Origin of the sequence: Trinickia dinghuensis (assembly GCF_003367175.1) — a bacterium.
Classification (GTDB): Bacteria; Pseudomonadota; Gammaproteobacteria; order Burkholderiales; family Burkholderiaceae; genus Trinickia; species Trinickia dinghuensis.
Window position 1 is genome coordinate 116093 of record NZ_QRGA01000014.1, and the last position, 26713, is coordinate 142805.

Here is a 26713-nt window from a genome sequence, read left to right on the forward strand (position 1 = left end):
TCGAGCCCGGATCCCCTTACGTCCACGGAGGCGATGATGGTGGTTCAACCGTATCTGTACTTCCACGGCCGCTGCGACGAAGCGCTTGCGTTCTATGAGCAGGCGCTCGGCGCCGAGGTCACGTTCAAGATGCGCCACAAGGACGCGCCCGGCGAGTATTCGGTCGAGGGCGATGCGGGCGAGCGCATCATGCACGCCTCGTTCAAGGTCGGACAGACCACGTTGATGGCCACCGACGGCATGCCCACCGAAACGACGCCGCCGGCCTACTCGGGCTTCAGCATCTCGGTGTCGCTGGACAACGTGGCCAAGGGCGAGAAGATCTTCAACGCACTGGCCGAAGGCGGCCAGGTGCGCTTCCCGTGGCAATCGACGTTCTGGGCGAAGGGCTTCGGCATGGTCGCCGACAAGTTCGGGGTGCCCTGGATGGTCAATGTCGAGAACAAGGAGCCCTGAGCGGGCGGAACTGAATCAATGAGGGCGGTGCATCTGCGCACGGGCCGCCGCATCGCCTTCGATGTGCCAATGCCGCTCCGTATCCCCGAGCAGCCCCCTCAGCGCATCGACCTGCTCGGCGAACCACCCGGCAATCCAGCGCGGTCCCGGCAGGATGTCGTCGGGTGCGATCCTCACCCCGCCCTCCCCGCGCTCCCCGTCATCGTTCGAATGCCCGGCGCCCGCGCCGGGAATCCGTGCGGCTAGGCGTTGCCCCGCGCGCGATTCGGAGCCGAACCTCAAGGCGCGCGCCATTGTCAGCAAAGCGGCCCGATCGGCGTAGGCATCGTCTGCTCCTCCCGCCGCCGCCGGATGAAGCGCGGCGCTCGTCGACATCATTTCCAGCGCGCTCAACGTCGAGCGATGCAGGCGCTGGATCGCCTCGAGCCGCTTGACGGGAATGTCGATCTCCTTCGCCACCGACGGCATCAGCGAGCGCAGCTTGACGAGCCGGCCGTTCAAAGCCGCGAAAGCCGCGACGTGCCCCTCGACGTCGAGCGGCTGTCCGCGTGCGATGCGGGCGCGGATGCGCGCGCAGTCGCGCAGATTGCGGGCGAGCAGATAGCGCCACGAATAGGTGGCGTAAAGCGGCAGCGCGAACGAAAACGCGAGCGCGATGGCAATGCCGATCAGTACGTTCAGCGTGCGCCAGAGGCCGGTCGCGATCGTGCTGTCGCCGTGCCCCGCCACGATGCAGATCGTAATGGCCGTCAATAGCGCGATGTAGCCGGCATTGCCGATCGCGTAGTACCCGCAGACGCCGGCCGCGATCGACAGCAGCACGTAGTGGAACGGCATCGAGCCGATGAAGTGCAGTTGCGCGATCAACAAAAGCCCGACCAGCGCGCCGAGCGTGGTGCCGAGCGCGCGGTCGGTCGCCTTTTTGCGAATGTTGCCGTGGTGCTGCAGGCCGCCGATCACGACGAGCACCGTCACCGAGGCCCAGATGCCGTTCGGCACGTGGATGCCCGATGTGACGAGGATCGACACCAGCATCGCGAGGCCGACGCGCACAGCGTGGAGCATGGCCGCATGACGGTATCGGTAGTACGGCGAGACGATGACGCTCGCGAGCGTCGTAGCAAGCCACTGGAAGGGGCGGAAGCGTTTGATCACGGGTCGATTCTCGGCTAAACGAGGCACTTCGTCGATATACGCAACGAACGTGACAGACGTAAAAAAGGGCGGCACGGGGCCGCCCTGGCGTTGAATCGCAGCAGATGAACATGAAGCCCGCGTGCCGTTCCCGTTCCCGTTCTCAACACGCGAACGGGAACGACGCGCGATGTCTCAGCCTTCGACCACGTCGAGGTAGTCTTCCGGACGCGTGCGGTCTTCCGCGTGGCTCATGCCCATCGCACGGACGACCATGCTGACGACGATCGCTACCACGAGGTTCACGATCAGCGACCACACGGCCGCATAGCCCGGAATGGCATAGCCGCCGAGATGGATCGCGAAGATCGAGCTCTTGAGCCCCGACGATGCCGCCATCAACGTACCGATGGCAATGCCGACCGCCCAGCCGGCCAGCAGACCGCGCGAATCGAGCTTGCGCGTATAGAGGCCGAGCACGATCGCGGGGAGCGTCTGGATGATCCAGATCCCGCCGAGCAACTGCAACTGAATCGCATAGGTGAGCGGCAGGCCGAGAATGAAGGCCACGGCCCCGACCTTGACGATCAGCGAAACGAGCTTGGCCACGCCCGTTTCCTGTTCGTGCGACATGTTGCGGTTGACGAACTCGCGGTGGATGTTGCGCGTGTACAGGTTCGCTGCGGCGATCGACATGATCGCCGCGGGAACGAGTGCGCCGATCGCGATCGCCGCGAACGCCACGCCGACGAACCACGACGGGAAGAAGTGCAGGAACAGCGCCGGCACGGCGAAGTTCGGGCCGAACGCCTTGAAGTACGGCGCGAACTCGGGCATGTCCTTCACGCCCGAAGCAAGCGCCATGTAGCCGAGCAGCGCGAGCAGGCCGAGCACGAGCGAGTACGCCGGCAACATCGCCATGTTGCGGCGGATCGTGTTGCCCGAGGACGACGACAGAATCGCCGTCACCGAGTGCGGGTACAGGAACAGCGCGAGCGCCGAGCCGACGGCCAACGTCGCGTAGGCACTATAGCCGTTCATGCTCGCAACGTCCGGTGCCTTGAGCAGCAGCTTCGCGTGCGGCACGACGCTGAAGATGTGGCCGAAGCCGCCGAGCTGAGCCGGAATGACGATGACCGCGGCGATGATCGTGATGTAGATCAGCAAGTCCTTGACGACCGCGATCATGGCCGGCGCGCGCAGGCCCGACGTGTACGTGTAGGCCGCGAGAATCGCGAAGGCGATGATGAGCGGCAGATCGCCGACGAAGCCCGACGTGTCGAAGCCGAGGCCGCCGATCACCACTTCGATGCCCACCAGCTGCAGCGCGATGTAGGGCATCGTCGCGACGATGCCCGTCACGGCGACGGCCAGCGCCAGCGTGCGGCTGCCGTAGCGGGCGCCGACGAAGTCCGCCGACGTCACGTAGCCGTGGCGTTTGGCGACGGCCCACAGCTTCGGGAAGACGACGAACGCGAACGGATAGATGAGGATCGTGTAGGGCAGCGCGAAAAAGCCCGTCGCGCCGGCGCCGAACACGAGGGCCGGCACGGCCACGAACGTGTAGGCCGTGTACAGATCCCCGCCGAGCAGGAACCACGTGACGATTGTGCCGAAGCGGCGGCCGCCGAGGCCCCACTCTTCCAGATGGTTCAGATCGCCCCGCCGCCAATGCGCGGCGACGAAGCCGAGGATCGTCACCCCGACGAAGAACAAGACGAAGACAAATGTTGCCGTTGCGTTCATCGAGCGTCTCCCGAAGAGGCGCCCGGCTTCGAACGCGCTTTGGTCTTGAAATAGACGACGCCCGTGATGACTGCGCTAATCAGTACCCACAGCAGCTGGTACCAGTAGAAGAACGGGAAGCCACCCAGTTGCGGGTCGACCTTGTTGTACGAAGGCACCCAGATCATCGCGATCCAGGGCACTACCAGCAGCCAGAGCCAATGCTTGGAGGCTCGATTGGCGTCGGCATTGTGAGCCATGACGTCTCCTCTTTTACTCTTTATCACCCCGCGGAAGATCCCTTTTGGGGGGACACTCCGATTCCCGGCCGGCCCGAAACCCGCATGGAGAGCGGCTGGCCGGCATCCTTCAGCTTATTAAGCAAGGGAAGAGTATAGGCGCGTTGCCCGAACGGTCAAGCGGGACAGACCCGGGGCCGGAGGGCACCCGGACAAGCCCGCCCGCCGCGTTCGAGCGCGGAGGCGAGCAAGAGAAGCCGGCGAGATGGTTAGATCGCGAACGTGGCGGCCGCCGATGGGGCACTTGATGTGCGCGGAGCATGCACCTCGCGCAGCGCCTTCACCCAGCGCCGCGCCGGCAACGCGAGCTTGTCCTCGATCAGCTCGGCGCGGCGCGCGAGCGCCGCATACGGAATCTCGAGCGCCGGGCCCGAGAAGGCGAGCGCGATGCGATTGCCTTCGTGCACTTCGGGCAACGCGATCACACGGCCGTCGAACGCCGCGTTCAGATGCTTCATGTTGCGCACGAAGCTCGGATGGTCGCCGAACAGGTTGATCGTCGCGATGCCCGCGCCGGTCAGGCAGGCACGCACGGCACGGTAGAACGCGACCGTGTCGTGCACGGGGCCGCGGGCCGTCGCATCGTAAAGGTCGATCTGCAGCGCGCCGATCGTGCCGTGGTTCGCGTGGTCGTTCACGAAATCCCAGGCATCGGTCTCATGCACCGTCAAACGCGCGTCGTCGTGCGGCAGCGCGAACATCGTGCGCGCGGCCACGACAACCGCGGGATTGAGTTCGACAGCCTCGACCCGCGCGCGCGGCAAGAAACGATAGGCGAACTTCGTCAAGGCCGCCGCCCCAAGACCAAGCTGCACGACGCGCTTCGGCGTTTCCAGAAACAGCAGCCACGCCATCATTTGCTGCGCGTATTCGAGCTCGATCCGGTCGGGCTTGTTGATGCGCATCGCACCCTGCACCCACTCGGTACCGAAGTGCAGGAAGCGCACGCCCCGCTCTTCGGAAAACGTGACGGGCGCATAGCGCGGCTTGCGCGGCATCTCGATGCGCGGGGGGACGCCGTCGCTCGAATCGTCGGCCGCGGCAGCGCGTGCCGCCCGCTTCGAAGACGACACCGCTTCGGCATGGCGCGTACGTTTGCTTTGCTCGTCGCGCCGGTCGCGCGCGAAAGCGCGCGCTTCGGCCGAAGCGCGCTTGATGAGATCGGTCATGGAAAGATAGATGCGCTTTACGCGCCAGGTTGAATCGGACGAGAGGATAGCACTGCCGGACAAGCGAGCCGGTTGCGAGCCGGTTGCGAGCCGGTTGCGGGGCGTTTGCGAGCGGGTCCCGGCCGATGCGCACGAATGCGCGCATCGGCGTTCGCGCATTCCGATCGCTAGCGGGGAGCCTGCGTGAAGCGGCGCAGCACGAGCAGCGGCAGCCGCGGCACGAACTCGAACAACAGCCTCAGATACATCCACATCAGCAACACGTTGCTGCGAACGTAGCGGAAATGCGAAACGCCGCCCTCCTCGGGCTTGAAGTAGCGCACCGGCGCCTCGACGTTGATCGGCCTGACGCCGATCCAGCACAAGCGCACGGCCGCCTCGGGATCGAAGTCGAAACCGCGCATCCAATGCCGATTGGACATGAGCGCGCGCAGCGGCGCGATGGGATAGACGCGGAACCCGAAGAGCGAATCGCCGATGCCGGCCCAGAGCGTCTCGATGTTGGCGCACAGGTTCGACAGCTTGCGGCCGAGCACGCGCACGCGCGGCGCGCTCTCGTCGAACTTCGGACGCCCGAGCACCATGCAATCGGGCCGCGACATGGAAGCCGCCATGAACGCGCCGATCAGATCGGCCGGATGCTGGCCGTCGGAATCCATCGTCAGCACGTGCGTGAAGCCGTGTGCCACCGCTTCGTCCAGCCCCGCGAGCACCGCCGCGCCCTTGCCGCGGTTGCGCGGCAACAGGATCACGCGCAGGTCCGAGTCGTCCTTCGCCATCGACTGAAGACGCTCGGCGCTCCCATCGGTGCTGCCGTCGACGACGACCCAGACGGGCGCCCATTGCGCACGCGCCTGACGCACGGTGTCGTCGACCTTCACGCCCGGGTTGTAGCTCGGGATGAGGACGAGGTGGGTGGTCGAGGCTGCGGGCGTCGGCATAGTCGTACGGAGGGGCGGCTTCGTTCTCGGTGTCAGTCTTGGTCTCGGTCGTTCGATGAGGCTCGCATCGCTCATGCGAGGCGCTCCACGCCATGTCCCGCGCTCGCTTCGATTTCGAGCAGCAGATCGGCCCGGCAGATCTCGGCGTGCAAGTACAGCGCGCGCAGCGGCGAGGCGCACCGCGCCCGCAGCATGTCGTCGATCGCGGCAAGCGCATCGACGTCGTGCGGATCGCGCACATAGACCTTGTACGTCAGGTCCGACAGCGCCGGATGGCCGTGTCCCTTGCGCGCGGCTTCCGCGAGCACCGCATCGATATTGGCGAGCGTCTCGCGCAGTTGCGCCATCAGATCGCCGCGGTGAACGGTTTCGTGCCCGACGATGCTCGCCGTGCCCGAAACGAACAGCGTAGGCACCGCGCCCGGCCGGCGCAAGCCGGGCCAAGCCGCCGCGCGGGCGAACGTCGGTGCGCTCGGACCGTATTGCGCCGGATAGCGATACGCGCTGACCTGCCGCGGGTTTTCGACGGCGTCCGAGGCCGAGCGCGTGGCGAGGAACGAGACGACGAGCGGAATCGCCGGGGGGGCATCGCCCTCGATCCGCACTGACGCGCCCAGTGCGCTCGCGGCCGGCACGCTGTCGATGACGGGCCGGCCGAACGCCTGGAAAACCCGCTGGCGTCCGGTATTGAATTGACGATAGCGCTCACTGCCGAACTGGGCGGCATTGATGGCCGGCACGACGTTCCAGATCCGCAGGGGATGGCGCATGCCCAGCGTGTCGAGCACGCGAAAAATCGCTTCATACGCCGCGTAGGCGGCGCGCTCGAGCGGCGTCGCGCCGTCCGCATGCTCGATACCGGCCGCCCCCTCGTGCACCGAGACGCTCCCGAACACGATACCGGCCGCTTCGCTGAACCGGTAGCGCAGCGGCCCGTGCCCGCCGCTGACGAGATCGGCGGCATCGCATTGCCAGATCTCGAAGCAGGCGTCGCCCGCTTCATCGGCTCGCTGCGAAGCCGGCACGAGCCGCGCCATGCATTCGGGCGCGAGCGGCAAATCGGGCGCCGCCTCGGCCAAGAGCGGCCAGCATGAGGCGTCGCCGAAGCACGCGGCGCCGAGCGCGCCCGGGAACGTCTCGGCGAACGCTTCGCGCCGGGCGTGCGCGGGCCGCTCCCGCAAGAGCGCGGCCAGCCGCGCGTGTTCGAGACGAATCAGTTTGAGCGTTGCCGCGGACATCGAATGCCTCACCCTGCCGCCACGGCTGCCTCGTCGGCTTGCCGCAGCATACGGCGGCGCGCGCGCCACGCACGCAGCGAGCGGCGCGCGGCGAGTACGGCCGACAGGTAGTAGATGGCCTTGAACGTACGCACCGACCGCCAGATCGGCGTGTCGTCGAAAATGTCTCCGGCGAGCACCGACAGCAGCGCTTCCTTCACACGGAACACATTGCGCGGATTCATGAACAGATCGCGCATCGCCGGGGTCGTCATCCGGTAGATGAACCAGGAGAACACCTTCGGCCCGCGACGGACCTCGCGATCGAATTTGGCGAGCGCCGCGCCGGCCCGGGCCGGATCGCGCAGGCACGCATCGACGGTTTCGGCGCCAATGAAGGCGCTCTGCATCGCGAGCATCACGCCGGTCGAGAACACGGGATCGATGAACGAGAACGCATCGCCAAGCAGCACGAAGTTGCGCCCGTGCGTCACCTCGCCCGAGTACGAGAAGTTGCCGGTCGCCTCGACCTCGGTTGCAAGCTCCGCCCCGTTAAGCCGCTCCGCGAGCGGCACGCACATGGCGATCGTTTCGAGGAAAAACGCCTCGATCGACGTACCGCGCGGACGCTGCTTCAGATAATGCGGCCAGACGACCGCACCGATACTGGTCGCGCCGTCGGAAAGCGGAATGAACCAGAACCAGCCGTGCTCGAACCAGTAGATCGTGATGTTGCCTTCATCGGCGCCCGGGTGGCGTCGTGCGCCGGTGAAGTGAGCGTATAGCGCGCTGCTGTTGTGCTTCTTGTTGCGCTGCTTCGTGCGAAACCGGTTGGCCAGCAACGTATCGCGCCCCGACGCATCGACGACGAAGCGAGCGCGGCAGCGGTACGGCCGGCCGTCGTCATGCGTCCCGCTTAGGATCGCGCCGCTGTGATCGTCGAGGAATTGCACGTCACGGACTTGGCATCCTTCGACGACGTCGGCACCGTGAGCCGCCGCATTGCGCAGCAGGATCTCATCGAGCTCCGAGCGGCGGACTTGGTAGGCATGAGGCATCGATTTGTCCCACGCCTGCGCGAAAGGGAATCGTTCGAGGCGGCCGCCGTGCTGAGGCGAGACGAATTCCGCGGCCGGCTTCATCATGCCGATCTCGCGGACGGCCTCGCCGACGCCGAGCCGCTCGAACAGCCGCAAATTCGCCGGCAACAGCGATTCGCCGATGTGGAAGCGCGGATGACGCGCTTTTTCGAGCAGCTGCACGCGGTGGCCGGCCTTCGCCAGCAAAGTCGCCGCCGTCGAACCCGCCGGCCCGCCGCCGATTACGGCAACGTCCCAGCTCGGCATGTCCTCGCAGCTTGATTGATTCGTCACAGATCTGCTCCTCGCGGCTGGACCGCCCGGGCCGCCGGCTCGGTCCGATTACGCTCGTACGTTCGTTTAGGTTCCGCGGCGGCCCGGCCGAACCGCCGGCGCAGCTAACTAAACCTGACCACCATTGACGGACATGACCTGACCGGTCACGAAACCAGCCGCGTCCGAGACGAGATACGCCACCATCGCGGCGACCTCGTCGGCCCGGCCGCTCCTGCCGACCGGCACCAGTTGCTTGACGCGCTCGGGAGGAAACACAGCCTCGGTCATCGGCGATTCGATAATGCCGGGAGCCACCGCATTGACCGTAATGCCGCGCGAGGCCAGCTCGAGCGCGAGGGACTTCGTCGCACCGATGAGCCCCGCCTTCGCCGCGGCGTAGTTCGTTTGCCCGCGATTGCCGGTCAACGCCGACACCGAAGCGATATTGACGATGCGCCCTCGGCGCGTGCGTATCATCGGCAACAGCAGCGGCTGCGTGACGTTGAAAAAACCGTTCAGCGTGACGTCGATGACGCTGCGCCATTGCTGCGACGACATGCCGGCCATGGGCGCGTCGTCATGGATGCCCGCGTTGTTGACAAGAATTTGCACGGGGCCGTCTTCGATCACGCGTTCGAGCGCGGCGCGGGCCGCCGCCTCGTCCGTGACGTCGAACGAGACCGCATGGGCCGCGCCGCCGGCCGCGACAAGGCGCGCGGCTACCGCCTCGGCGGCCTCGACGTTGCGATGCGCGTGCACGTAGAGCTCATGGCCGGCTCGAGCAAGCGCTTCGCAGATCGCTTGCCCCAATGCACCGCTGCCGCCTGTCACCAATGCCTTCATCGGGACTCGTGCCTTGGCAATCAGCGAACGCGATGCTCGGCCACGTACGTTGCCAAAGCACCGAGTGTCGCGAAGATTTTCGCGTTGTCCGGATTGTCCGAGCGCAGCTCGAAGCCATACTTCTTCGAGATCAGAAGCGCGATTTCGAGGATATCGATGGAATCGAGCCCGAAGCCTTCGCCATAAAGGATCGTATCCCCTGATACGTCGGTGATCTGAATATCCTCGAGGTTCAATTCGCGGATCATCAGCTCGGCGAGTTCTCTTTCCAGTTCATTCATCATACTTACGGCAGACTGACTGCGGGGAGGCGCGGCTTTACCGGGCAACGCGTGCGAAGCCCGGTAAAGCCGCTTGCAGGCCCTCCCAAGCAATAAGGGGGCCCGTTCAAGTTCGAGGGATTCTAGACGATGCCTTTCGTGACGTATACTCGGAAAGGTTACTGAATGAAGCGGCCGAACCACCGTTCGGCTTTGCCTAAAGACCGGGCCGACGCACGCCACGCATGGCGGTACAGCCCGTGCGGCCGAATTGCCGCACACCGCGGGTACGCCGATCGCTGTACAAAAAGGTTACAAAACGAAGCACCGGCGCGACGCGAACTCCGTATGATCCATCGAACGCAGCAATCGCAGTTGCCGGCGAGGATTACCGGGGCGTTATCGGAATGGCATTGGTTTCTTTTACTTTCGTACGGTTTCATTCGGGTGTCGCAGAACATCGTTCGCAGCGAGGAGACATCGAGTGAATCGGTCAGGTTCGATCTCTATCGCGCGCGGGGTGGGCGGCGCGGCGCTTGTACTCGCCTACGAGGCCGGGGCGCATCATGCCGTCAGCACGCCGGGGCTCGAAGGCCTGGGACTCGCGCTCGTCCTCGCGCCGGCGGCGGTCCTCGCGCTCGGCGCCGCGCTGCGCTCGCCGCGCCGTTTCCTGCTCCTGCCGCTCATGGCCATCGTTTGCGCGCTGCTATGGGTCTCGCGCGCCGCGCTCGTGCGCCACTACGAATGGGGCCTCTTTCTCGAGCATGTGATGTTCAACGGCGCGCTCGGCTATCTGTTCGGCCGCACGCTGGCTCGAGGCCGCGAGCCATTGTGCAGCCGATTCGCGGCCATGGTTCACGGCAGACCGCTGGCACCGGAAATTGCCGCTTATACGCAGCGCATCACGGTGGCCTGGACGTGTTTTTTCGGGGCCGTCGTAGCCGTCTCGGCCTTGCTTTTCGCCGCGGCCTCCATCGAAGCATGGTCGACGTTCGCCAACTATCTGACGCTGCCGCTCGTCGTGCTCATGTTCGTCGCCGAACATGCATGCCGGCGCTTCGCGCTGCCCAATGTCCGCCGCTCGGGCATGTTGGAAAGCTTTCGCGCCTACCGCCGCTCGAGTCGGGCGGGGCCCATTCCGTTTCGTTGAGCGCGCGATCCGACCCGCTAAAATCGCATCTCACCGCAATTAGCAACCTGCTTCCAACGTTATGCCGCATTTTCCGCTCGTCTCTCATGCTTCACCCGATCGAACGATCGCCTGGCGCGACGGCGTTCCGGTGACGGTGCGCGAGTTTCTCGCGGATACCCGAGCGCTTGCGGCGGCATTGCCGGCCGGCGGGCATGTGTTCAACGTCTGCAAGGACCGCTATCGCTTCGCGGTCGGGCTCTGCGCCGCATTGCTTGCCGGCAAGGTGAGCCTGCTACCGTCGAGCCATACCCTGCAAACGATACGGCAGCTGAAAGCGTTCGCGCCCGACATCTTCTGCCTGCACGACGCCGACGACTGTACGGTCGAGCTGCCGCGCTTTCGGTATCCCTCGATGCTGGCCGGCGCCGCGTTCGAGGACGACGCCGCGCCGCACATCGACGGCGCGCGCGTGATGGCCTATGTCTTCACGTCGGGATCGACGGGCGAGCCGGTGCCGCATCGCAAGACCTGGGGCTTTCTCGTCAAGAACGTGCGGGCGGCGGCCGCGCGGCTCGGCTTGCTCGGCGCCTTCGACACCACGCTCGTCGGCACTGTCCCGCCGCAACACATGTACGGGTTCGAATCGACCGTCCTGCTCGCGCTGATCGGCGGCTTGGCGTTCAGCAACGGACAGCCGTTCTATCCGAGCGACGTGCGCAGCGAGCTCGAAGCCGTGCCGGCGCCGCGGATTCTCGTCACCTCGCCGATTCATCTGCGCGCCCTGCTCGCGTCCGAACCGGCGCTGCCGCATGCGTCGCTGATCCTGTCCGCGACGGCCCCCCTTTCCGAGAAACTCGCCGCGCAGGCGGAGGCACGCCTCGCCGCCCCGCTCGTGGAAATCTACGGGAGCACCGAGACGGGCCAGATCGCCACGCGCCGCACGGCCCGCGGCGCCGTCTGGGAACTGTTCCCTGAAGTGACGCTGACCGCCCGCGCGCATTCGAGCGGCAACGACGATGCCGACGAGGTATGGGCGGCCGGCGGCCATGTCGAAGTGCCGATACAAATGGGCGATGCGCTCGAACTGATCGACGACACCCACTTCCTGCTGCACGGCCGCAAGGCCGATCTCGTGAACATCGCCGGCAAACGCACGTCGCTCGCCTACCTCAACCATCAGCTGACGGCCATTGCGGGCGTCGACGACGGCGCGTTTTTCATGCCCGACGACAACGAGGCGGCATCGCTCGAGCATGGCGGCCAAGGCACCGTGCCCGTGACGCGGCTGGTCGCGCTCGTGGTGGCGCCGACGCTTTCCCCGGCCGAGCTGCAACGCAGCCTGCGCGAGCGCATCGATCCCGCGTTCATGCCGCGCCCGCTCCTATTTGTCGACAGCTTGCCCCGCAACGGTACGGGCAAGCTGCCGCGCGATGCGCTCGCCCCCCTCGTGACGGCATTGCTCGACAAGCGCCCGGCCGGCCCCGCCGCCAGTGCCAGTGCCAGTGCCAGTGCCAGCGACGAGCGCGCGGGCAGGGCCGAGGGGCAATTCGGGCCGATCATGTTCGAGATTCCCGCCGACCATCCGGCCTTGCCCGGTCATTTCCCGGGCCACCCGATCGTCCCAGGCGTCGTCCTGCTCGACTACGCGATCGAGCGGATCGGCGAATTCCTGGGACGGCGGCTCGATGCCTGCAACATCGCATCGGCGAAATTCACGTCGCCGGTTGCCCCGGGTGAGCGGCTCGCGCTCACGTTCCGCCGCGACGAACGCGGCACGATCCGATTCACGATCAGCGCGGGCGAACGCACGGCCGCGCTCGGCGTGCTGACGGAGCGAGCGGAGCGGACTTCGCCATGAGTACGCAGACGCCGCCCGACCGTTCGATCTGGGCGCAGCGCGAAGAGCGCAGCAACTTCGCCGCGCTGCGGGCCATGACGTGGGTCTCGCTGCGTCTCGGGCGGCCCTTCGGGCGCGTCCTGCTGCGCGGCATCGTCTTGTATTACCTGCTGTTCGCGCCGGCGGCAAGGCGCGCCTCGCGCGCCTACCTGACGCGCGTGCTGGGACGGCGCGCGCACTGGCGCGACGTCTATCGCCACCTGTTCGTGTTCGGCGCGACGATCCACGATCGCGTCTACTTGCTCAACGAACGCTTCGACATGTTCGATATCCGCGTCGAAGGCGGCCAGCTCGTCGACGCCGCGCTGGCGGGAGAACGCGGCGCCTTGCTCATCGGCGCGCACTTCGGGAGCTTCGAAGTGCTGCGCGCGATCGGCCGCACGCGGCCGCATCTGCGCGTGGCGATCATGATGTACGAAGAGAACGCGCGCAACGTCAATGCGGCGCTGGCCACCGTCAATCCGGCCGTTAAGCAGGACGTCATCCGCCTCGGCCGCCCCGAAGCCATGCTCGAGGCGCGCGAGTATCTCGACGGCGGTGCGATGATCGGCATGCTCGCCGACCGCACGCTCCGACAGGACGGCGGCGATACGCTGCTGCCGCTCGAGTTCCTCGGCGCGCGCGTGGGATTTCCGCTGGGCCCGATGCGGATGGCCGCTATGCTCAAGCGTCCCGTGATCTTCCTCACGGGCGTCTATCGTGGCGGCAACCGCTACGACGTCCATTTCGAGGCACTCGCCGATTTTTCCGACACCGCTCGCGGCGATCGCGCGGCGCAGGTCGAGGCCGCGGTGGAACGCTATGCCGCACTGCTGGAAAAGCACTGCCGCAACGCGCCGTACAACTGGTTCAATTTCTTCGACTTTTGGCGCGAAAGCGCGGAAACGGCAAGCGGCGAGCGGCAGCGCGTCCCGGCAAACGCCGCAACCCACCTCCCTCTCGGCAAGGATCTTTGACGCATGACGCCATCGCAGCCTCTCGCCACCCGCCGGCCCCGGCCCAATGAATCGCGGGCACTCGGCCTGCTGGGCCTCCTTTGCCTCGGCATGTCGCTCTCCTGTTCCTGTATCGCGGCAACGGCTTCAAGCTCGAGCACGGGGGACTGGACCCTCGATCGGCTGATGTCGACGCTCGCGCAGCGCAAGTCCGGGCATGCGGACTTCGTCGAAACGCGATACCTGTCGATCGCAGCCAAGCCGATCGAATCGTCCGGCGAACTCGCATTCGCGGCCCCCGACCACCTCGAGAAGCGGACCGTGAGCCCAAAGCCCGAACGGCTCGTCGTCGACGGCGACAAGCTGACTATCACGCGCGACCAACGCACGTACACGGTTTCGCTCACGCACTACCCTGAACTCGATGCGTTCATCGAAAGCATCCGCGCGACCCTCGCCGGAAATCGCTTCGCGCTCGAGAAGATCTACAAGGTGTCCGTTGGCGGGCAGGGCGCGAACTGGACCCTGACGCTGACGCCGCTCGACTCGCGCATGCTGAAGACCGTGCGCACCGTCACGCTCGATGGAACGCGCGATTTGCTGCGTACCGTGGTCATCGAACAGCCCGACGGCGATCGCTCCGTCATGCGGCTCAGCAACGCGACGAACGAGTGATGCGAGAGGAGACGCCGAACCGATCCGCCCTTGCACCGCGCGCGCTGCTGAAGCGGCACGCGGTGCTGCTCTGGCTGCTGTTTCTGGCCGGATGCGCGATCGTCGTTCAGCGCGCGCATTTCACGGCGGATCTCTCGGCGTTCCTGCCGCGCGCCCCGACCGCCGAGCAGCGCGTGCTCGTCGATCAATTGCGCGACGGCGTGATTTCGCGGCTCATCCTGGTCGCGATCGACGGCGGCGACGCCGCTGCCCGCGCCGACATCTCGCGCGACATGGCCGCCGCGCTGCGCCGCGATCCGCGCTTCGTCTCCGTGAACAACGGCGAAAGCGTGAGGCAGGCGCGCGACGAGCGTTTCGTCTTCGAGCATCGGTACGTGCTGAGTCCCGCCGTGACGCCGCAACGATTTTCCGAACAGGGGCTCCACCGCGCGCTCGGCGACAGCCTCGATCTCCTGACCTCGTCGGCGGGCCTGATGACGAAGGCGCTCCTGCCGCGCGATCCCACCGGCGAAACGATGGCGATCGTCGGTCAATTCGACGGTGAAGCACAGCCGGCAACGAAGGACGGCGTGTGGGTTTCCCGCGACGGCAAGCGTGCCGTCCTCGTCGCCCAAACGGCCGGCGCCGGCTCCGATACGGACGCCCAGGAAAGCGCGATCGCCGCCGTCCGCGCCGCGTTCGGCACAGCGTCGGGCACCCGCCCGCATGCCGCCTCGTACCGGCTGCTGCTCACCGGCCCCGGCGTGTTTTCGGTTCAGACGCGTGACACGATCAAGCATGACGTCGAGCGATTGTCGACGCTGAGCATCGCGCTCATCGTCGGCTTGCTGCTGCTCGTCTATCGTTCGCCGCGCACGCTCGCCCTGGGGCTCGTTCCCGTGTTCTCGGGGATCGCCGCGGGCCTTGCCGCGACGAGCCTCGTGTTCGGCACCATCCACGGATTGACGCTCGGATTCGGCACCACGCTGATCGGCGAGGCCGTCGACTACTCGATCTATTTGTTCGTGCAATCGGCCCGCCCCGGGATGCCGGCGCAAACGAGCGACTCCGTCCGCGCATGGATCGCCGCCTACTGGCCGACGATCCGGCTCGGCATGCTCACGTCGGTCTGCGGCTTCGCCTCGATGCTGTTCTCGGGCTTTCCGGGGCTCGTGCAGCTCGGCGTCTACTCGATCGCGGGGCTCGTCGCCGCGGCCGCGGTCACACGGTATGTGCTGCCCCATCTTCACCGGCGCGCCGTCGCCGTGCGCGACCTTTCACGCGTCGGCGCCGTGCTTGCGCGCGCGGCCTGCGCCGCACCCCGCCTGCGTTGGCCGTTCGCCGCATTGATGATCGGCGCGGTGGCCGTGCTCGCGCTCCATCGCGGGCAACTCTGGAGCCACGAACTTTCCGCGCTGAGCCCCGTGCCCGCGTCGAGCCAAGCACTCGATGCGGCGCTACGCGCCGACGTCGGCGCGCCCGACGTGCGCTATCTCGTCGTCGTCTCGGGCGCCAGCGAGCAGGCGGTACTCCAAGGCGCGGAAAAGATCGCCGCCCGGCTGCAGCCGCTCGTCGAGTCGGGCGTGCTCGCGGGCTTCGAAAGCCCCTCGCGCTACCTGCCGAGCGACGCCACGCAGCGGGCTCGGCTCGCCAGTCTGCCGCCGGCCGACGTACTCGAAGCTCGGATGCGCTCGGCCGTCGCCGGTCAGAGCATCGACGTCAAACCGACCGTATTCGCGCCGTTCATTGCCGACGTCGAACGAGCGCGCAACGCGCCGCTGCTGACGCGGGCCGACCTGCGCGGTACGTCGATGGGGCTCGCGGTCGATGCGCTGCTGACCGAACGCGCGGGCCGCTGGCAGGCGATGCTGTCGTTGCGGGCACCGAATTCGCCGAGCGCGGGGCAAGCGGCATCGGCCGGCCCGCCAGCGGCGAGCGCGGACGAACCCAGCCTCGACGCCAACCGAGTCGAGGCTGCCGTAGCAGCGGCCGGCGTGCCGGGCGCGCTCTTCGTCGATTTGAAACGGCAGGCCGACGCGCTCTATGTCAACTATGTGCGCGAGGACATCCGCCTGTCGCTCGTCGGGCTCGCCGTCATCGTCGCCCTGCTCGCCGCCGCGCTGCGCGACGCAGGGCGCGTCACCGGGACGCTCGCGCCGCTCCTGGCAGCCGTGGTCGCCGTGACGGCAGGCTTCGCGCTGGCGCACGAGCCGCTCACGATCCTCCACTTGATCGGCCTGCTGCTCATCGTCGCGATCGGCTCGAATTACGCGCTCTTTTTCAACCGGCGCCAAGCGGCGCCGAGCACCGGCTCGTCCGAGCCGCCGCACGCCATTGCACCGCAGACGCTCGTCTCCCTGCTGATCGCGAATCTAGCCACCGTCGCGGGATTCGGGCTGCTGGCGCTGTCGCACGTTCCCATGCTCGAGTCGTTCGGGCTGACGGTGGGCCCGGGCGCCATGCTCGCCCTGCTCTTTTCGGCGATCCTCGCCCCGCGCGCGGCGCAAGCCGGCGCCCCGCAGGCGAGTCGTTCGACGGCGGAGGCAGACGCCCAACATGGAAGGAACACAGCTTGAACCCTACGCCACCACCGCTCGCCTCGCGGCCTTCGCGCATAACGGCCGGCGTCCCGCGCCGCTGGCGCCCGACACCGGCTATCGGCGGCATCGTCGCCGTCCATGCGGGCGCGGCGGCGCTGGCGGCAGTGCAGCCGGCCTGCTGGCCTTATGCGGCCGGCGCGGTCGCTGCCTCGCACGCGATGATGGCAACGGCCGGGCTGTGGCCGCGCAGCGCCCTGCTCGGTCCTAACTGGACTCGGCTGCCGGAGCACGTCGGCACCCAGATCGCGATCACGATCGACGACGGCCCCGATCCTGAAGTGACACCGCGCGTGCTCGATCTGCTCGATCGCTACGATGCGCGGGCCACCTTCTTTTGCATCGGCGAACTCGCCCTGCGCTACCCGCATCTCGTCGAGGCGATCGTCGCGCGCGGCCACGCCGTGGAAAACCACAGCCAACATCATCGGCATCACTTTTCGCTGATGGGACCGCGCGGAATGCATCGCGAAATCGAAGCCGCGCAGCGGACGCTGGCCGAATTGACCGGTACGGCGCCGCTGTTCTTTCGCGCCCCGGCCGGACTGCGCAATCCGTTTCTCGAACCCGTGCTGTGCGGGCTCGGCCTGCGGCTCGCGAGCTGGACACGGCGCGGATTCGACACGCGCGCAAGCGATGCGGCGAAGGTTGCCGACAGGCTCCTGCGGGGGCTCGCGGCACGCGACATCCTGCTGCTGCACGACGGCCATGCCGCACACGACGAGCAAGGGCGCCCCGTCGTCTTCGATGCACTCGACATCGTCCTGCTTGCCGCGCGAGATGCCGGGCTTTCATGCACGACGCTGCGCGCGGCGCTCACCGGCGCGCAAGCGCTTCCCTCGGCCGAGCGAACCGGCGCAACGACGGCCGCTCCCGGTTCCCGTTGAAACTCATTGGCCATAGGAATCGACCGCCTTGAAACCACTGGAACTGACTCACTTCACCGCGACGAGCTGCATCGGGCGAGGGCTCGGCCCGACATTGCAAGCGCTACGCGAGCAACGCAGCGGGCTCGCGCCGTGCCGTTTCGACCGCGCCGAGCTTGAAACGTGGATCGGCGCGGTTGACGGCGTCGACGACGAACCCGTGCGGGCCGACCTGCGAGATTACGAATGCCGCAATCACCGGCTCGCGCAGCTGGGCCTCGAACAAGACGGTTTCGCCGATGCGGTCGCGGCCGCCGCGGCGCGCTACGGTGCCGCGCGTATCGGCGTCTTTCTCGGCACGAGCACGTCGGGCATCCTCCAAACCGAGCAAGCCTATCGCCGGCGCGATCCGCAAAGCGGCGCGTTGCCGGCCGACTTCCACTACGCGCAGACGCACAACTGCTATTCGCTCGCGGCGTTCGTGCGCGCCTACTTCGCGCTCGGGGGGCCCGCCGCGTCGATTTCGACCGCCTGCTCGTCGGGGGCGAAGGTGTTCGGCTCGGCACGGCGCTTGATCGAGGCGGGACTGATCGATGCGGCCGTCGTCGGCGGCGTCGATTCGCTCTGTTTGACGACGCTCTACGGCTTCAACTCGCTCGAGTTGCTCTCGCGCGAACCATGCCGGCCGTTCGACGTCGCGCGCCGCGGAATCTCGATCGGCGAAGCGGCTGCATTCGCGCTGCTCGAGCGTCCTCGCAGCACCAACGGCGATGCCGTTTTGCTGCTCGGCATCGGTGAATCGAGCGACGCCCATCACATGTCGAGCCCGCATCCGGAAGGGCTCGGCGCGAGGCTTGCAATCGAAGGCGCGCTCGCGACCGCCGGCCTGACGGCGGCCGACATCGACTACATCAACTTGCACGGCACGGCCACCCCGAGCAACGATGCGGCGGAGAGCCTCGCCGTCAACGCTCTGTTCGACAAAACGCCGTGCAGTTCGACCAAAGGTGCGACGGGCCATACGCTCGGCGCCGCCGGCGCGCTCGAAGCGCTGATCTCGGCGCTGGCGCTGCGTCATCAGTTCATGCCGGCCGGCATTGGCGCGAGCGAGCCGGATCCGGCGTTGGACCTGCATTACGTGCTGGAAAGCCGCGACGCCCCGCTGCGGGCCGTGCTCAGCAACGCCTTCGGTTTCGGCGGGACGAACTGCAGCCTCGTTCTCGGCCGTGCCGATTTCGCTGACGAAAGGAGCACCGCGCGATGAAGGCGACGAGCGTTTATATCGACGGTGTGGGCCTCATCGGCCCGGGCCTGCCCAATTGGCCGCAAGCCGCCCAAATCCTGACGGGCGCTTGTGCGTATGAGCACGCACCGGCGGTCATCCCGCCGCCTGCCGCGTTGCCGTCGGCGGAGCGGCGCCGCACGAGCCCGATGGTCAAGCTCGCGCTTGCAGTCGGAGGAGAAGCCGCGCAAGACGCGCAGCGGGATGCAGCGCAGCTCGGCGCCGTCTTCGCCGCATCGGGCGGCGACGGCGAGAACTGCCATGCGATCTGCGAAATGCTTGCCGGCGAGGACCGCTTCATCTCGCCCACCCGCTTTCACAATTCGGTGCATAACGCGCCCTCGGGGTATTGGGGCATCGCGGCACATGCGATGGCCGCGTCGAACGTGATCTGCGCCTACGACGGCAGCTTCGCCGCCGGGCTGCTCGAAAGCGTCTGCCAAGTCGCCGTCGACGCGCGGGACTCGCTGCTGATCGCCTCCGACATCGGGTATCCTCATCCGCTGAGCGGAGCGCGCTCGATTCGCGATGCATTCGGCGCCGCTCTAGTGCTTGCGCCCGAAGCCGGTACCGGCACGCTCGCCCGCATCGACGTCCAGCTGACCGACGCGCAGGCCACGATCCTCTCGTCCCCGGCCCTCGAAGCCGTTCGCCTAGACAATCCCGCGGCCCGAGCGCTGCCGCTGCTCGAAGCACTGGCGGCCCGGCGCGCGGCGACGGTCGTGCTCGATTACCTCGACGATCTGCGTGTACGCGTCGACGTTACGCCCTTTACTCGCGTTGCGTCAGTTACGTCTGTGGACACTCGCAGGGAACCCTCACCCCAATGAACATGAATCGCCCGCTCGACCCGCCGCTCGACCCGCCGCTCGACCCGCCGCTCGACCCGCCGCTCGATCGCGCTTGGATCGCCGCGCATATCCCGCACAGCGGTTCGATGTGCTTGCTCGATGAAGTCGTGCGATGGGACGAGGAAACGATCGAATGCGTCGCCACGAGCCATTGCGATCCGCTCAACCCGCTGCGCCGGAACGGCCGGCTCGGGGCGGTCTGCGGCGCCGAATACGCCGCTCAGGCGATGGCCGTGCACGGCGCCGTGCTCGGCGCGCAATCGGGCCGGCCGCGTGCGGGCTTTCTCGCGAGCGTGCGCGGCGTCGAGATGCACGTCGAGCGACTGGATACGTTCGACGCGCCGCTGGCGGTGACGGCCGATCGCATCAGCGGTGACGCCGACAACATTCTTTATCGCTTCACCGTGCGCTGCGGCGCGCAGACACTGCTCGAGGGGCGCGCCGCCGTCATTCTCGATGCTCGGACCGCAACAGCAATACCAACCGCTCGATCTCACGACGCATAAAAGGAGAAACGTCATGAAAGGAACCCGCCAATTGCTGCTCGCCGCGTTCGTGGCGGCAACCCTGAGTCCTGTCGCTCATGCTGACGTAAAGACGACGGCGCACGAAGCGAAGGAGGACATCAAGGCGGCCGGAAAGAAGGTCGGCGAGGACACGCGCGAGGCCGCGCACGGGATCAAGCACGCGGCGAAATCCGCGGGCCATGCCGTGGCGAGCGGCACGCGCCGCGGATACTACGCAACGAAACACGCGGTGCGCAAGGCCGTGGGAAAAGACGATTGACCCAAGGCAGCGCCGAGCGCACCGGGTTCGAACGGCGGGATTACGTGCGCAGGTTTCGGCTGACGCCAACCGCTAATCGGAGTGCTGCTCGGCCGAGTTGGTGATGGCGTGACCGCCCTTGGAAATATCTTGGCCGGCGCCGGCAACCGTGTTGCAGGCGGCCAGCAAGACCGTGGATGCGAGCGCAAAGAGTGCGATGAATCGTGTCATGAGACTTCTCCCTTGGCAGGCGTACCGGGTACTGGGTATTGCAGCAATCCCTGTGCCTGACAGCCCAGCCTCGGCTCGTCGCGATTCGGTTCGGATCGAGGATCAACTTAGGAGCTACGCATGACGCAATACGTCGCCTTCTTGCGCGCTGTCAATGTCGGCGGAACCGGCAAACTTCCCATGGCCGAGTTGCGGGCCATGTGCGAATCGGCCGGGTTCATACATGTGCGCACTTACATCGCGAGCGGCAACGTCGTATTCGAAAGTCGGCTCGCCGCCGCTTCCGTCAAGCGGACGCTCGAGGCCAGTCTCGAGGCATACGCCGGAAAACCGGTGGGCGTCCTGATCCGGACCGGCGCGGAGTTGGCCGCGGTGCTGCAAGCCAATCCGTTCAAATCCGCGGCGCCGAATCGCACCGTGGCGATTTTTCTCGACGCGCAGCCTCCCGCCGATGCCTTGGCCAAGGCAAGCGGCAGGCAGGGAGAGGACATGGCACTCGGCACGAGAGAGATCTACGTGCACTACGGAGAGGGCATGGCTCACTCGAAGCTGAAGATCCCCGCCGCGAGCGCCGGCACCGCGCGGAACATGAATACGGTGGCAACGCTCGTCGAATGGACCACGGCGCCCGCCGATTGACGACACGGCCGACCACTCCGTCTTCCGTCTCCCCATGCCACTCGCTCGCATCGTGCTCGGCATCGAGTCCTGTCATCGCCTCCAATACTTCCTCGTTGGCCGATGCCTGATAATGAAGCATGCGGAATAAGAGGCCGCTTGCGCTCATGCCGGTGATCCTCCCATGGAAGGTGAAAGCTGTTCATCGTCTCGGCGTTGACGGGCGCGTTCCCCAAAACAAGACTGCCTCGATGGCGAGAAATGCAACGACCGGTACAGCTGCACCCACCACCCCAGCGATTTCTCGCCCGAACCGGCTCGCGACGTAAAGCAAGACGATCATGCTGATCGCCATGCTCGGCGCGCCGAGCCCGCGCAGCGCTGCGCTGCGATGGTAGCCCAGCCAGAACGCGGCGCGCGCGACGATCCACACCACGGTCGTCGCGACGACCGCTCGCATCGCCGCACCATCGAAGGAATAAGCGGCCAGGCCGAACAACGCCACGCCGAATACGATCGTCTGCTCGACCGTGTTCTGTAGATATCTCAGGTTGATACGCAGCCTGCGTGTCTCGAAGCCCGTCAGCGGATCGAAGGCGGGCGACCTCAATCGCTCGTGCGCCACGGCTTCGATGCCCGTCACGAGACAGAACAGCACGGCGACGCAAACGCACTTGAGCGTCAGCAGCATCCGAGCACCGAGGCTGTCCATTCCGACGAGCGGCGTCATCAGTTGGTCGATACCCACCCAAAGAGTCAACGCCACGAATGAGGCCGCTGCTATGGCGACGATGCCGACCTTGCGTTGACGGCGAAAATCGAACCAGTCATGGGCCTGTTCACTCATAGGCACTCCCCTCGGGAATCGTGCGGCGACTTCGGGACAACCTAAGCGAACAAGCCCGGCGTGCGTCGGAAGCAAAGCGGCCAACGCGTGGCCATCACCCTACGCATTACGCGGCGCGATCCGTTGCCCAGGCATCAGATCGTACGGCTGCCGCCAACCCGGCAGCGCCGCGATTCGATCCTTCCAGCGCGCGATGTTCGGGTGCGTCGCCGAAAAATCGAAGCCGGTCTCTTCGGTCGGATAAAAAACATAGCCGGCCATCGAGAAATCGGCGATGGTCGGCCTGTTCGCCACCATGAATTCGCGCTCGGCCAGATGACGATCGACCACTGCGAACGCAGCTTCGGCCCGCCCCCGGAAGAAAGCCAGGACTTCCGCATGCGGCGGCGGCGAAGCGAATGCATTGAGCCAGCGGTAAGTGGCGAGATAGCTCGTGAACTTATGATTGTCGAACAGCATCCATCGCAGGATTTCGCGCTTTTCGTCATCGCTGCGCGCACCGAACTCATCGAGACGATCGGCGAGGTAGTCGAGGATGACGCCCGACTGCGACAACGTTCGGCCCGCATGTTCGAGAACCGGCACCTCGCCCATTTCGTTGACGTCCTGACGCCATTGCGCCGTGCGCGTGACCCCGCCGAAGTAGTCGACAAAATCCGGCTCCCAATCGGCGCCGGCGCAGGAGAGCATCAGTGCCACCTTATAGGCATTGCCGGACTGAGCGAAGCAATGCAGCTTGTATTCTCTGTTCATCGGTCACGTATTCGATTTCGAGGGAGCGGCTACTATGCCATATCGGACGATACGAAGTAGCGATGCCGAGCGCCACCTTACAGAGGACAACGGCCATGACGATCGAATTGACTAGAGAAGCCCGCGCGGATGCGATCGCGTCGATCCAACGATATTTCGATAGCGATATGGCGGAGCCGATCGGCAACGTCGCCGCGGGGGCGCTGCTCGGCTTCTTTCTCGAGGAAATCGGCCCCACGATCTACAACAAGGCGGTGACCGATGTGCAGGAACGGCTCCAGCAGCGCATCCTGGAACTCGATTACGAAGTGCACGAGGATGAGTTCCAGTATTGGAAGAAGTTCGAAGGGAAATCCAAGGCACGCAAGTAATTGCGACAGGAAGAAACCCGCCGCCAGCCTCGCCGCGCGTCGAGGGATGACCACCCCATGACAGACGTGCCGTTCGTCCAAAAGAGAAAAGCGGGCAATCCCCCGCAAGTGGGATTGCCCGCTTCAAGCGACGCGTCTATCGATCAAGCGAGATCGAAACGTCCCAGGTTCATCACCTTGTCCCACGCGGCGACGAAGTCCTTGGCGAACTTCTCCTTGCCGTCCTCGCTCGCGTACACCTCGGCATAGGCGCGCAGCACCGAGTTCGAACCGAAGACCAAGTCGCTGCGCGTGCCCGTGAACTTCACGGCGCCCGTCTTGCGATCACGGCCCTCGAACACTTCGGCGTTGCTGCTCACCGGCGTCCAGACGGTAGCCATGTCGAGCAGATTGATGAAGAAGTCGTTGCTGAGCACGCCGACCTTATCCGTGAACACGCCGTGCTTGCCTTGATCGAAGTTGGCACCGAGCACGCGCAAGCCTCCGACCAATGCGGTCATTTCGGGCGCCGTCAGCATCAGCAATTGAGCACGGTCGACCAGCAACACCTCGGTCGGCGCGCCGCCGTTGCCGTTCCGGTAGTTGCGGAAACCGTCGGCCCGCGGCTCGAGCACGGCGAACCCTTCAACGTCGGTCTGATCCTGGCGGGCATCGACACGACCCGGCGTGAAAGGCACGTCGACCTGCACGCCGGCCTCCTTTGCGGCCAACTCGATACCCACGGCGCCGGCCAGAACGATCACGTCGGCGAGCGATGCTTTGCCCGACGCCTTTTGAATTTCGACCAGCTTCGGCAGGACGGCAACAGCGCGTGCATTTACCGCCCAATCCTTCTGCGGTGCGAGCGCGAGACGCGCGCCGTCGCTGCCGCCGCGCTTATCGCCGCCGCGGAACGTGGAGGCCGAAGCCCAAGCGGCCGACACCAACTCGCCGACGGAAAGATTCGACGCGACGATCTTCGCCTTGAGATCGGCAATGTCGGCCGGCGTCGGGTTGTGCTCGGGCGCGGGCAGCGGGTCTTGCCAGATCAGGTCTTCAGCCGGCACTTCCGGGCCGAGGTAGCGTGCCTTCGGGCCCATGTCGCGGTGCGTCAGCTTGAACCAGGCGCGCGCGAACGCATCGGCGAAGGCCTGCGGATCCTCGTAGAAGCGCTTGGAGATCTTGCCGAACTCCGGATCGAAGCGCAGCGTGAGATCGGTCGTCAGCATCGTGGGCTTGTGGAACGTTCCCGGGACGTGCGCGTCCGGAATGATTTCCGGTGCGTCCTTGGCCACCCATTGCTTCGCGCCGGCCGGCGATTTCGTGAGCTCCCATTCGTACTTGAACAGGTTCTCGAAGAAGTTGTTGCTCCACAGCGCGGGCGTTTTGGTCCACGTCACTTCGAGACCGCTCGACACGGTGTCCTTGCCGTTGCCTTGCCCGAAGTTGCTGGCCCATCCGAGCCCTTGCGCTTCGAGCGGCGCGGCCTCGGGTTCCGGGCCCTTGTGCGATTCGGGCGCGGCACCGTGGGTCTTGCCGAATGTATGGCCGCCGGCGATCAAAGCGACGATCTCCTCGTCGTTCATCGCCATGTTGTTGAACGTCGCGCGGATGTCCTTGGCGGCCGCCATGTAGTCGCCGCTAGCGTTCGGGCCTTCCGGATTCACATAGATCAGACCCATATGGGTCGCGCCCAGCTCGCGATCGAGATCGCGCTCGCCCGTGAAGCGCTTATCGTCGGCAAGCCACTTCGTTTCGGCGCCCCAGCTCACGTCGAGGTCCGGCTCCCAAACATCCTCTCGCCCAGCAGCGAAACCGAACGTGCGGAAGCCCATCGATTCGAGCGCCACGTTGCCGGCGAGAACGAACAGGTCCGCCCAAGAGATTTTCTGGCCATATTTCTGCTTCACCGGCCAAAGCAGGCGGCGCGCCTTGTCGAGGTTGACGTTGTCGGGCCATGAGTTCAGCGGCGCAAAGCGCTGTTGCCCGCGGCCGCCGCCGCCTCGTCCGTCGGAAATGCGGTAAGTGCCCGCCGAATGCCACGCGATGCGGATCATCAGCGGACCGTAATGGCCGAAGTCGGCCGGCCACCAGTCTTGACTGTTGGTCATCAGTCTGACCAGATCCGCCTTCAACGCGCGGTAGTCGAGCTTCTTGAATTCTTCGGCGTAATCGAATTGCTCGCCGAGCGGGTTGGATTTGTTCGAATGCTGGTTCAGCAGATCCACGCGCAGCTGGTTGGGCCACCAATCCTGGTTGGCGGTGCCGGCACCTGCAACGTGGTGGAAGGGGCACTTCGCTTCGGTTGTCATCGACATCTCCTGGTCGGGGAACTTGAGGTGGTATGTCGAGAAGTTAGCGGATTCCAGTGACATTGATCAAATTGATTGACGTTACCGATTCGATAGATATTTGCAATATATGAAATTGATTCGATAGCGTTTAGCCACTACGCTCTATTCAACTGACGCCAGCGCGGCGGCCTCGACCTCGTCCTCTTCGATAGGCGGCGTATGGCTCAGCCGAATTCGCTCGATCACCTCGGTCAAGATGTGGAACGCCGCTCCGGGCGAGGTCTGCGGTGGAGCCGGCTTGCTCGGGTTCCGATGCGCCACCCAATCACGGTATTGCTTGATCTGCTTCACTTTCCCGATGAGATCGGCACCGACTTCGCCCTTGAAGAGATTGAGAATTTCGACGAACCGCCAGTACTCGACCTCGCTCTCGAACTTTTGTGCCAGCTTCGCCGAGTACTGCTGCGGGTATCCCGCTCCCAACAAACGATTCGCTGTCTGCAGATGATCGATGACGAATCGCTCAAACGTCGCAAAGAGCGCCAAAATGGCAAGATCGGCCGCTTGTTGCTCCGCGTCTTGAAGAACCGTCTCGGCTTCCTCCCGAGTGGCTTTCATGAAACGAGCCGGACACATGAACTCCGTGTGTTGGGCTTCGATCGCGTACGTGGCAACTCTGAAGCAATCTTCCTCCACAGAGAACGCCTTGTAGACTGGATCGAGCGGGTTATCAGAATTCATAGAAGGAGACATACGTAAACAACTTGAGAAACAGGCTCTCGTCAACGAGCTTCGCCTCCCAAACTTGGGAGTCGATCCAGTACCACCCGTCTTCTTTGACGCGGGAAAACAGCGGCAACCACGACATGCGGGCCGTCGGTTTCGAAAGGGCGGGGCCCTTCCCAAGACACAAAAGCAATGTATCCCTGCTCGCATTGCCGACTAGGTCGATCCCTCCTTGCGCACCGATGAATCTCGACCCGGCGGACAGAATTTTGGCAAGTGACTTACCGTCTTTTGATATGCCGAGGCTCGGCGCTTGATATTCCGCGATCCCCTGCTCCCTGAGCGTGACTACACCGCGTTCGACAGCTAGACCACGGCGTTCGCACCAACCGCCGGCCTCATGCAGGAACGCCTCGACGTGTTGCAAATACGCTTCCGGGGAATAGCGGGAAGGCTTGAGTCTGGATTTGGATTCGATCAATGTTTATCCCTTTGCATCGTTGCAATCCGCTCGCA

The 26713-nt window shown here is 65.6% G+C and carries 28 protein-coding genes; 13 read left to right on the forward strand and 15 right to left on the reverse strand.

Annotation, left to right across the window (positions count from 1 at the left end; genetic code table 11):
* The first annotated feature begins 36 nt into the window (after positions 1-36).
* Positions 37-456: a VOC family protein gene (locus tag DWV00_RS23075; protein WP_115536067.1), complete on the forward strand. Its 420-nt coding sequence runs from the start codon at positions 37-39 to the stop codon at positions 454-456.
* 15 nt (positions 457-471) lie between these two features.
* Here DWV00_RS23075 and DWV00_RS23080 read toward each other — a convergent pair whose 3' ends face one another.
* From DWV00_RS23080 to DWV00_RS23120, 9 genes are all read right to left on the reverse strand, one after another.
* On the reverse strand, positions 472-1521 hold the full coding sequence (locus DWV00_RS23080; protein ID WP_115536068.1) for an FUSC family protein: 1050 nt from the start codon (positions 1519-1521) through the stop codon (positions 472-474).
* A gap of 264 nt (positions 1522-1785) precedes the next feature.
* On the reverse strand, positions 1786-3336 hold the full coding sequence (mctP, locus tag DWV00_RS23085) for a monocarboxylate uptake permease MctP (RefSeq protein WP_115535940.1): 1551 nt from the start codon (positions 3334-3336) through the stop codon (positions 1786-1788).
* Positions 3333-3575, reverse strand: coding sequence for a DUF3311 domain-containing protein (locus tag DWV00_RS23090; protein WP_115535941.1), 243 nt, complete (start codon positions 3573-3575; stop codon positions 3333-3335). The genes mctP and DWV00_RS23090 overlap by 4 nt, the downstream gene beginning before the upstream one ends.
* Positions 3576-3823: 248 nt before the next feature.
* On the reverse strand, positions 3824-4783 hold the full coding sequence (locus DWV00_RS23095) for a class I SAM-dependent methyltransferase (protein ID WP_115536069.1): 960 nt from the start codon (positions 4781-4783) through the stop codon (positions 3824-3826).
* A 167-nt stretch (positions 4784-4950) separates the two neighbouring features.
* A complete protein-coding gene (locus DWV00_RS23100; RefSeq protein WP_115535942.1) occupies positions 4951-5724 on the reverse strand; it encodes a glycosyltransferase family 2 protein in 774 nt (257 codons plus the stop codon).
* 71 nt (positions 5725-5795) lie between these two features.
* Entirely contained in the window at positions 5796-6962 is a 1167-nt protein-coding gene (locus tag DWV00_RS23105) for a chorismate transformation FkbO/Hyg5 family protein (RefSeq protein ID WP_245964997.1), read from the reverse strand.
* Between the two features lie 8 nt (positions 6963-6970).
* Complete coding sequence (locus tag DWV00_RS23110; RefSeq protein ID WP_115535943.1) at positions 6971-8287, reverse strand: NAD(P)/FAD-dependent oxidoreductase; 1317 nt, start codon at positions 8285-8287, stop codon at positions 6971-6973.
* A 135-nt stretch (positions 8288-8422) separates the two neighbouring features.
* The gene (gene fabG / locus DWV00_RS23115) at positions 8423-9139 is read right to left on the reverse strand and encodes a 3-oxoacyl-ACP reductase FabG (protein WP_115535944.1); all 717 of its coding nucleotides are present in this window, start codon (positions 9137-9139) and stop codon (positions 8423-8425) included.
* Between the two features lie 20 nt (positions 9140-9159).
* Positions 9160-9468, reverse strand: coding sequence for a phosphopantetheine-binding protein (locus tag DWV00_RS23120; RefSeq protein ID WP_281272664.1), 309 nt, complete (start codon positions 9466-9468; stop codon positions 9160-9162).
* 415 nt (positions 9469-9883) lie between these two features.
* On the opposite strand from DWV00_RS23120, the gene DWV00_RS23125 reads away from it, so the two are divergent.
* The 10 genes from DWV00_RS23125 to DWV00_RS23170 all read left to right on the forward strand — a co-directional run bounded on the left by DWV00_RS23125 (position 9884) and on the right by DWV00_RS23170 (position 20399).
* Positions 9884-10549, forward strand: a complete 666-nt coding sequence (locus DWV00_RS23125) for a COG4648 family protein (RefSeq protein WP_115535946.1) — start codon at positions 9884-9886, stop codon at positions 10547-10549.
* A gap of 61 nt (positions 10550-10610) precedes the next feature.
* Positions 10611-12389: an ApeI family dehydratase gene (locus DWV00_RS23130; RefSeq protein WP_115535947.1), complete on the forward strand. Its 1779-nt coding sequence runs from the start codon at positions 10611-10613 to the stop codon at positions 12387-12389.
* Positions 12386-13384: a lysophospholipid acyltransferase family protein gene (locus tag DWV00_RS23135; protein WP_115535948.1), complete on the forward strand. Its 999-nt coding sequence runs from the start codon at positions 12386-12388 to the stop codon at positions 13382-13384. Before DWV00_RS23130 ends, DWV00_RS23135 begins: the two co-directional genes overlap by 4 nt.
* A gap of 3 nt (positions 13385-13387) precedes the next feature.
* The gene (locus tag DWV00_RS23140) at positions 13388-14038 is read left to right on the forward strand and encodes an outer membrane lipoprotein carrier protein LolA (RefSeq protein WP_115535949.1); all 651 of its coding nucleotides are present in this window, start codon (positions 13388-13390) and stop codon (positions 14036-14038) included.
* Positions 14038-16593 carry an MMPL family transporter gene (locus DWV00_RS23145; protein WP_115535950.1) on the forward strand — a complete coding sequence of 852 codons (2556 nt, stop codon included), beginning with the start codon at positions 14038-14040 and terminating at the stop codon, positions 16591-16593. Before DWV00_RS23140 ends, DWV00_RS23145 begins: the two co-directional genes overlap by 1 nt.
* Positions 16590-17501 (forward strand): polysaccharide deacetylase family protein, encoded by a 912-nt coding sequence (locus DWV00_RS23150; protein ID WP_245964998.1) that lies wholly within the window; start codon positions 16590-16592, stop codon positions 17499-17501. The genes DWV00_RS23145 and DWV00_RS23150 overlap by 4 nt, the downstream gene beginning before the upstream one ends.
* A 28-nt stretch (positions 17502-17529) precedes the next feature.
* Positions 17530-18744: a beta-ketoacyl-[acyl-carrier-protein] synthase family protein gene (locus DWV00_RS23155; protein ID WP_115535951.1), complete on the forward strand. Its 1215-nt coding sequence runs from the start codon at positions 17530-17532 to the stop codon at positions 18742-18744.
* On the forward strand, positions 18741-19592 hold the full coding sequence (locus tag DWV00_RS23160; RefSeq protein WP_115535952.1) for a beta-ketoacyl synthase chain length factor: 852 nt from the start codon (positions 18741-18743) through the stop codon (positions 19590-19592). Before DWV00_RS23155 ends, DWV00_RS23160 begins: the two co-directional genes overlap by 4 nt.
* A gap of 2 nt (positions 19593-19594) precedes the next feature.
* Positions 19595-20119, forward strand: a complete 525-nt coding sequence (locus DWV00_RS23165; RefSeq protein ID WP_115535953.1) for a hotdog family protein — start codon at positions 19595-19597, stop codon at positions 20117-20119.
* A 13-nt stretch (positions 20120-20132) separates the two neighbouring features.
* Positions 20133-20399, forward strand: a complete 267-nt coding sequence (locus tag DWV00_RS23170; RefSeq protein WP_115535954.1) for a hypothetical protein — start codon at positions 20133-20135, stop codon at positions 20397-20399.
* A 72-nt stretch (positions 20400-20471) separates the two neighbouring features.
* On the opposite strand, the gene DWV00_RS23175 is transcribed toward DWV00_RS23170, so the two are convergent.
* Positions 20472-20609, reverse strand: a complete 138-nt coding sequence (locus DWV00_RS23175) for an entericidin A/B family lipoprotein (protein ID WP_115535955.1) — start codon at positions 20607-20609, stop codon at positions 20472-20474.
* A 120-nt stretch (positions 20610-20729) separates the two neighbouring features.
* On the opposite strand from DWV00_RS23175, the gene DWV00_RS23180 reads away from it, so the two are divergent.
* Positions 20730-21248, forward strand: a complete 519-nt coding sequence (locus tag DWV00_RS23180) for a DUF1697 domain-containing protein (protein ID WP_115535956.1) — start codon at positions 20730-20732, stop codon at positions 21246-21248.
* Between the two features lie 181 nt (positions 21249-21429).
* On the opposite strand, the gene DWV00_RS23190 is transcribed toward DWV00_RS23180, so the two are convergent.
* Positions 21430-22074: an MAPEG family protein gene (locus DWV00_RS23190; RefSeq protein WP_115535957.1), complete on the reverse strand. Its 645-nt coding sequence runs from the start codon at positions 22072-22074 to the stop codon at positions 21430-21432.
* Between the two features lie 99 nt (positions 22075-22173).
* Positions 22174-22827: a glutathione S-transferase family protein gene (locus DWV00_RS23195; protein WP_115535958.1), complete on the reverse strand. Its 654-nt coding sequence runs from the start codon at positions 22825-22827 to the stop codon at positions 22174-22176.
* Positions 22828-22922: 95 nt separating this feature from the next.
* Here DWV00_RS23195 and DWV00_RS23200 point away from each other — a divergent pair, with 95 nt between their 5' ends.
* Positions 22923-23198 carry a DUF2164 domain-containing protein gene (locus DWV00_RS23200; RefSeq protein ID WP_115535959.1) on the forward strand — a complete coding sequence of 92 codons (276 nt, stop codon included), beginning with the start codon at positions 22923-22925 and terminating at the stop codon, positions 23196-23198.
* A 143-nt stretch (positions 23199-23341) separates the two neighbouring features.
* Here DWV00_RS23200 and katG read toward each other — a convergent pair whose 3' ends face one another.
* The 3 genes from katG to DWV00_RS23215 all read right to left on the reverse strand — a co-directional run bounded on the left by katG (position 23342) and on the right by DWV00_RS23215 (position 26678).
* Positions 23342-25489, reverse strand: coding sequence for a catalase/peroxidase HPI (katG, locus tag DWV00_RS23205; RefSeq protein WP_115536072.1), 2148 nt, complete (start codon positions 25487-25489; stop codon positions 23342-23344).
* 144 nt (positions 25490-25633) lie between these two features.
* Positions 25634-26257: a hypothetical protein gene (locus tag DWV00_RS23210; RefSeq protein ID WP_181885566.1), complete on the reverse strand. Its 624-nt coding sequence runs from the start codon at positions 26255-26257 to the stop codon at positions 25634-25636.
* Positions 26202-26678 carry a hypothetical protein gene (locus tag DWV00_RS23215; RefSeq protein WP_115535961.1) on the reverse strand — a complete coding sequence of 159 codons (477 nt, stop codon included), beginning with the start codon at positions 26676-26678 and terminating at the stop codon, positions 26202-26204. The genes DWV00_RS23210 and DWV00_RS23215 overlap by 56 nt, the downstream gene beginning before the upstream one ends.
* Positions 26679-26713 lie beyond the last annotated feature (35 nt).

What these genes read in the sequence shown, in the direction of transcription:
- DWV00_RS23075 (WP_115536067.1), top strand. Translation starts at nt 37, where the DNA reads ATGGTGGTTCAACCGTATCTGTACTTCCACGGCCGCTGCGACGAAGCG.
- DWV00_RS23080 (WP_115536068.1), bottom strand. Translation starts at nt 1,521, where the DNA reads ATGCTCCACGCTGTGCGCGTCGGCCTCGCGATGCTGGTGTCGATCCTC.
- mctP (WP_115535940.1), bottom strand. Translation starts at nt 3,336, where the DNA reads ATGAACGCAACGGCAACATTTGTCTTCGTCTTGTTCTTCGTCGGGGTG.
- DWV00_RS23090 (WP_115535941.1), bottom strand. Translation starts at nt 3,575, where the DNA reads ATGGCTCACAATGCCGACGCCAATCGAGCCTCCAAGCATTGGCTCTGG.
- DWV00_RS23095 (WP_115536069.1), bottom strand. Translation starts at nt 4,783, where the DNA reads ATGACCGATCTCATCAAGCGCGCTTCGGCCGAAGCGCGCGCTTTCGCG.
- DWV00_RS23100 (WP_115535942.1), bottom strand. Translation starts at nt 5,724, where the DNA reads ATGCCGACGCCCGCAGCCTCGACCACCCACCTCGTCCTCATCCCGAGC.
- DWV00_RS23105 (WP_245964997.1), bottom strand. Translation starts at nt 6,962, where the DNA reads ATGTCCGCGGCAACGCTCAAACTGATTCGTCTCGAACACGCGCGGCTG.
- DWV00_RS23110 (WP_115535943.1), bottom strand. Translation starts at nt 8,287, where the DNA reads ATGCCGAGCTGGGACGTTGCCGTAATCGGCGGCGGGCCGGCGGGTTCG.
- fabG (WP_115535944.1), bottom strand. Translation starts at nt 9,139, where the DNA reads ATGAAGGCATTGGTGACAGGCGGCAGCGGTGCATTGGGGCAAGCGATC.
- DWV00_RS23130 (WP_115535947.1), top strand. Translation starts at nt 10,611, where the DNA reads ATGCCGCATTTTCCGCTCGTCTCTCATGCTTCACCCGATCGAACGATC.
- DWV00_RS23135 (WP_115535948.1), top strand. Translation starts at nt 12,386, where the DNA reads ATGAGTACGCAGACGCCGCCCGACCGTTCGATCTGGGCGCAGCGCGAA.
- DWV00_RS23140 (WP_115535949.1), top strand. Translation starts at nt 13,388, where the DNA reads ATGACGCCATCGCAGCCTCTCGCCACCCGCCGGCCCCGGCCCAATGAA.
- DWV00_RS23145 (WP_115535950.1), top strand. Translation starts at nt 14,038, where the DNA reads ATGCGAGAGGAGACGCCGAACCGATCCGCCCTTGCACCGCGCGCGCTG.
- DWV00_RS23160 (WP_115535952.1), top strand. Translation starts at nt 18,741, where the DNA reads ATGAAGGCGACGAGCGTTTATATCGACGGTGTGGGCCTCATCGGCCCG.
- DWV00_RS23165 (WP_115535953.1), top strand. Translation starts at nt 19,595, where the DNA reads ATGAATCGCCCGCTCGACCCGCCGCTCGACCCGCCGCTCGACCCGCCG.
- DWV00_RS23170 (WP_115535954.1), top strand. Translation starts at nt 20,133, where the DNA reads ATGAAAGGAACCCGCCAATTGCTGCTCGCCGCGTTCGTGGCGGCAACC.
- DWV00_RS23175 (WP_115535955.1), bottom strand. Translation starts at nt 20,609, where the DNA reads ATGACACGATTCATCGCACTCTTTGCGCTCGCATCCACGGTCTTGCTG.
- DWV00_RS23180 (WP_115535956.1), top strand. Translation starts at nt 20,730, where the DNA reads ATGACGCAATACGTCGCCTTCTTGCGCGCTGTCAATGTCGGCGGAACC.
- DWV00_RS23190 (WP_115535957.1), bottom strand. Translation starts at nt 22,074, where the DNA reads ATGAGTGAACAGGCCCATGACTGGTTCGATTTTCGCCGTCAACGCAAG.
- DWV00_RS23195 (WP_115535958.1), bottom strand. Translation starts at nt 22,827, where the DNA reads ATGAACAGAGAATACAAGCTGCATTGCTTCGCTCAGTCCGGCAATGCC.
- DWV00_RS23200 (WP_115535959.1), top strand. Translation starts at nt 22,923, where the DNA reads ATGACGATCGAATTGACTAGAGAAGCCCGCGCGGATGCGATCGCGTCG.
- katG (WP_115536072.1), bottom strand. Translation starts at nt 25,489, where the DNA reads ATGACAACCGAAGCGAAGTGCCCCTTCCACCACGTTGCAGGTGCCGGC.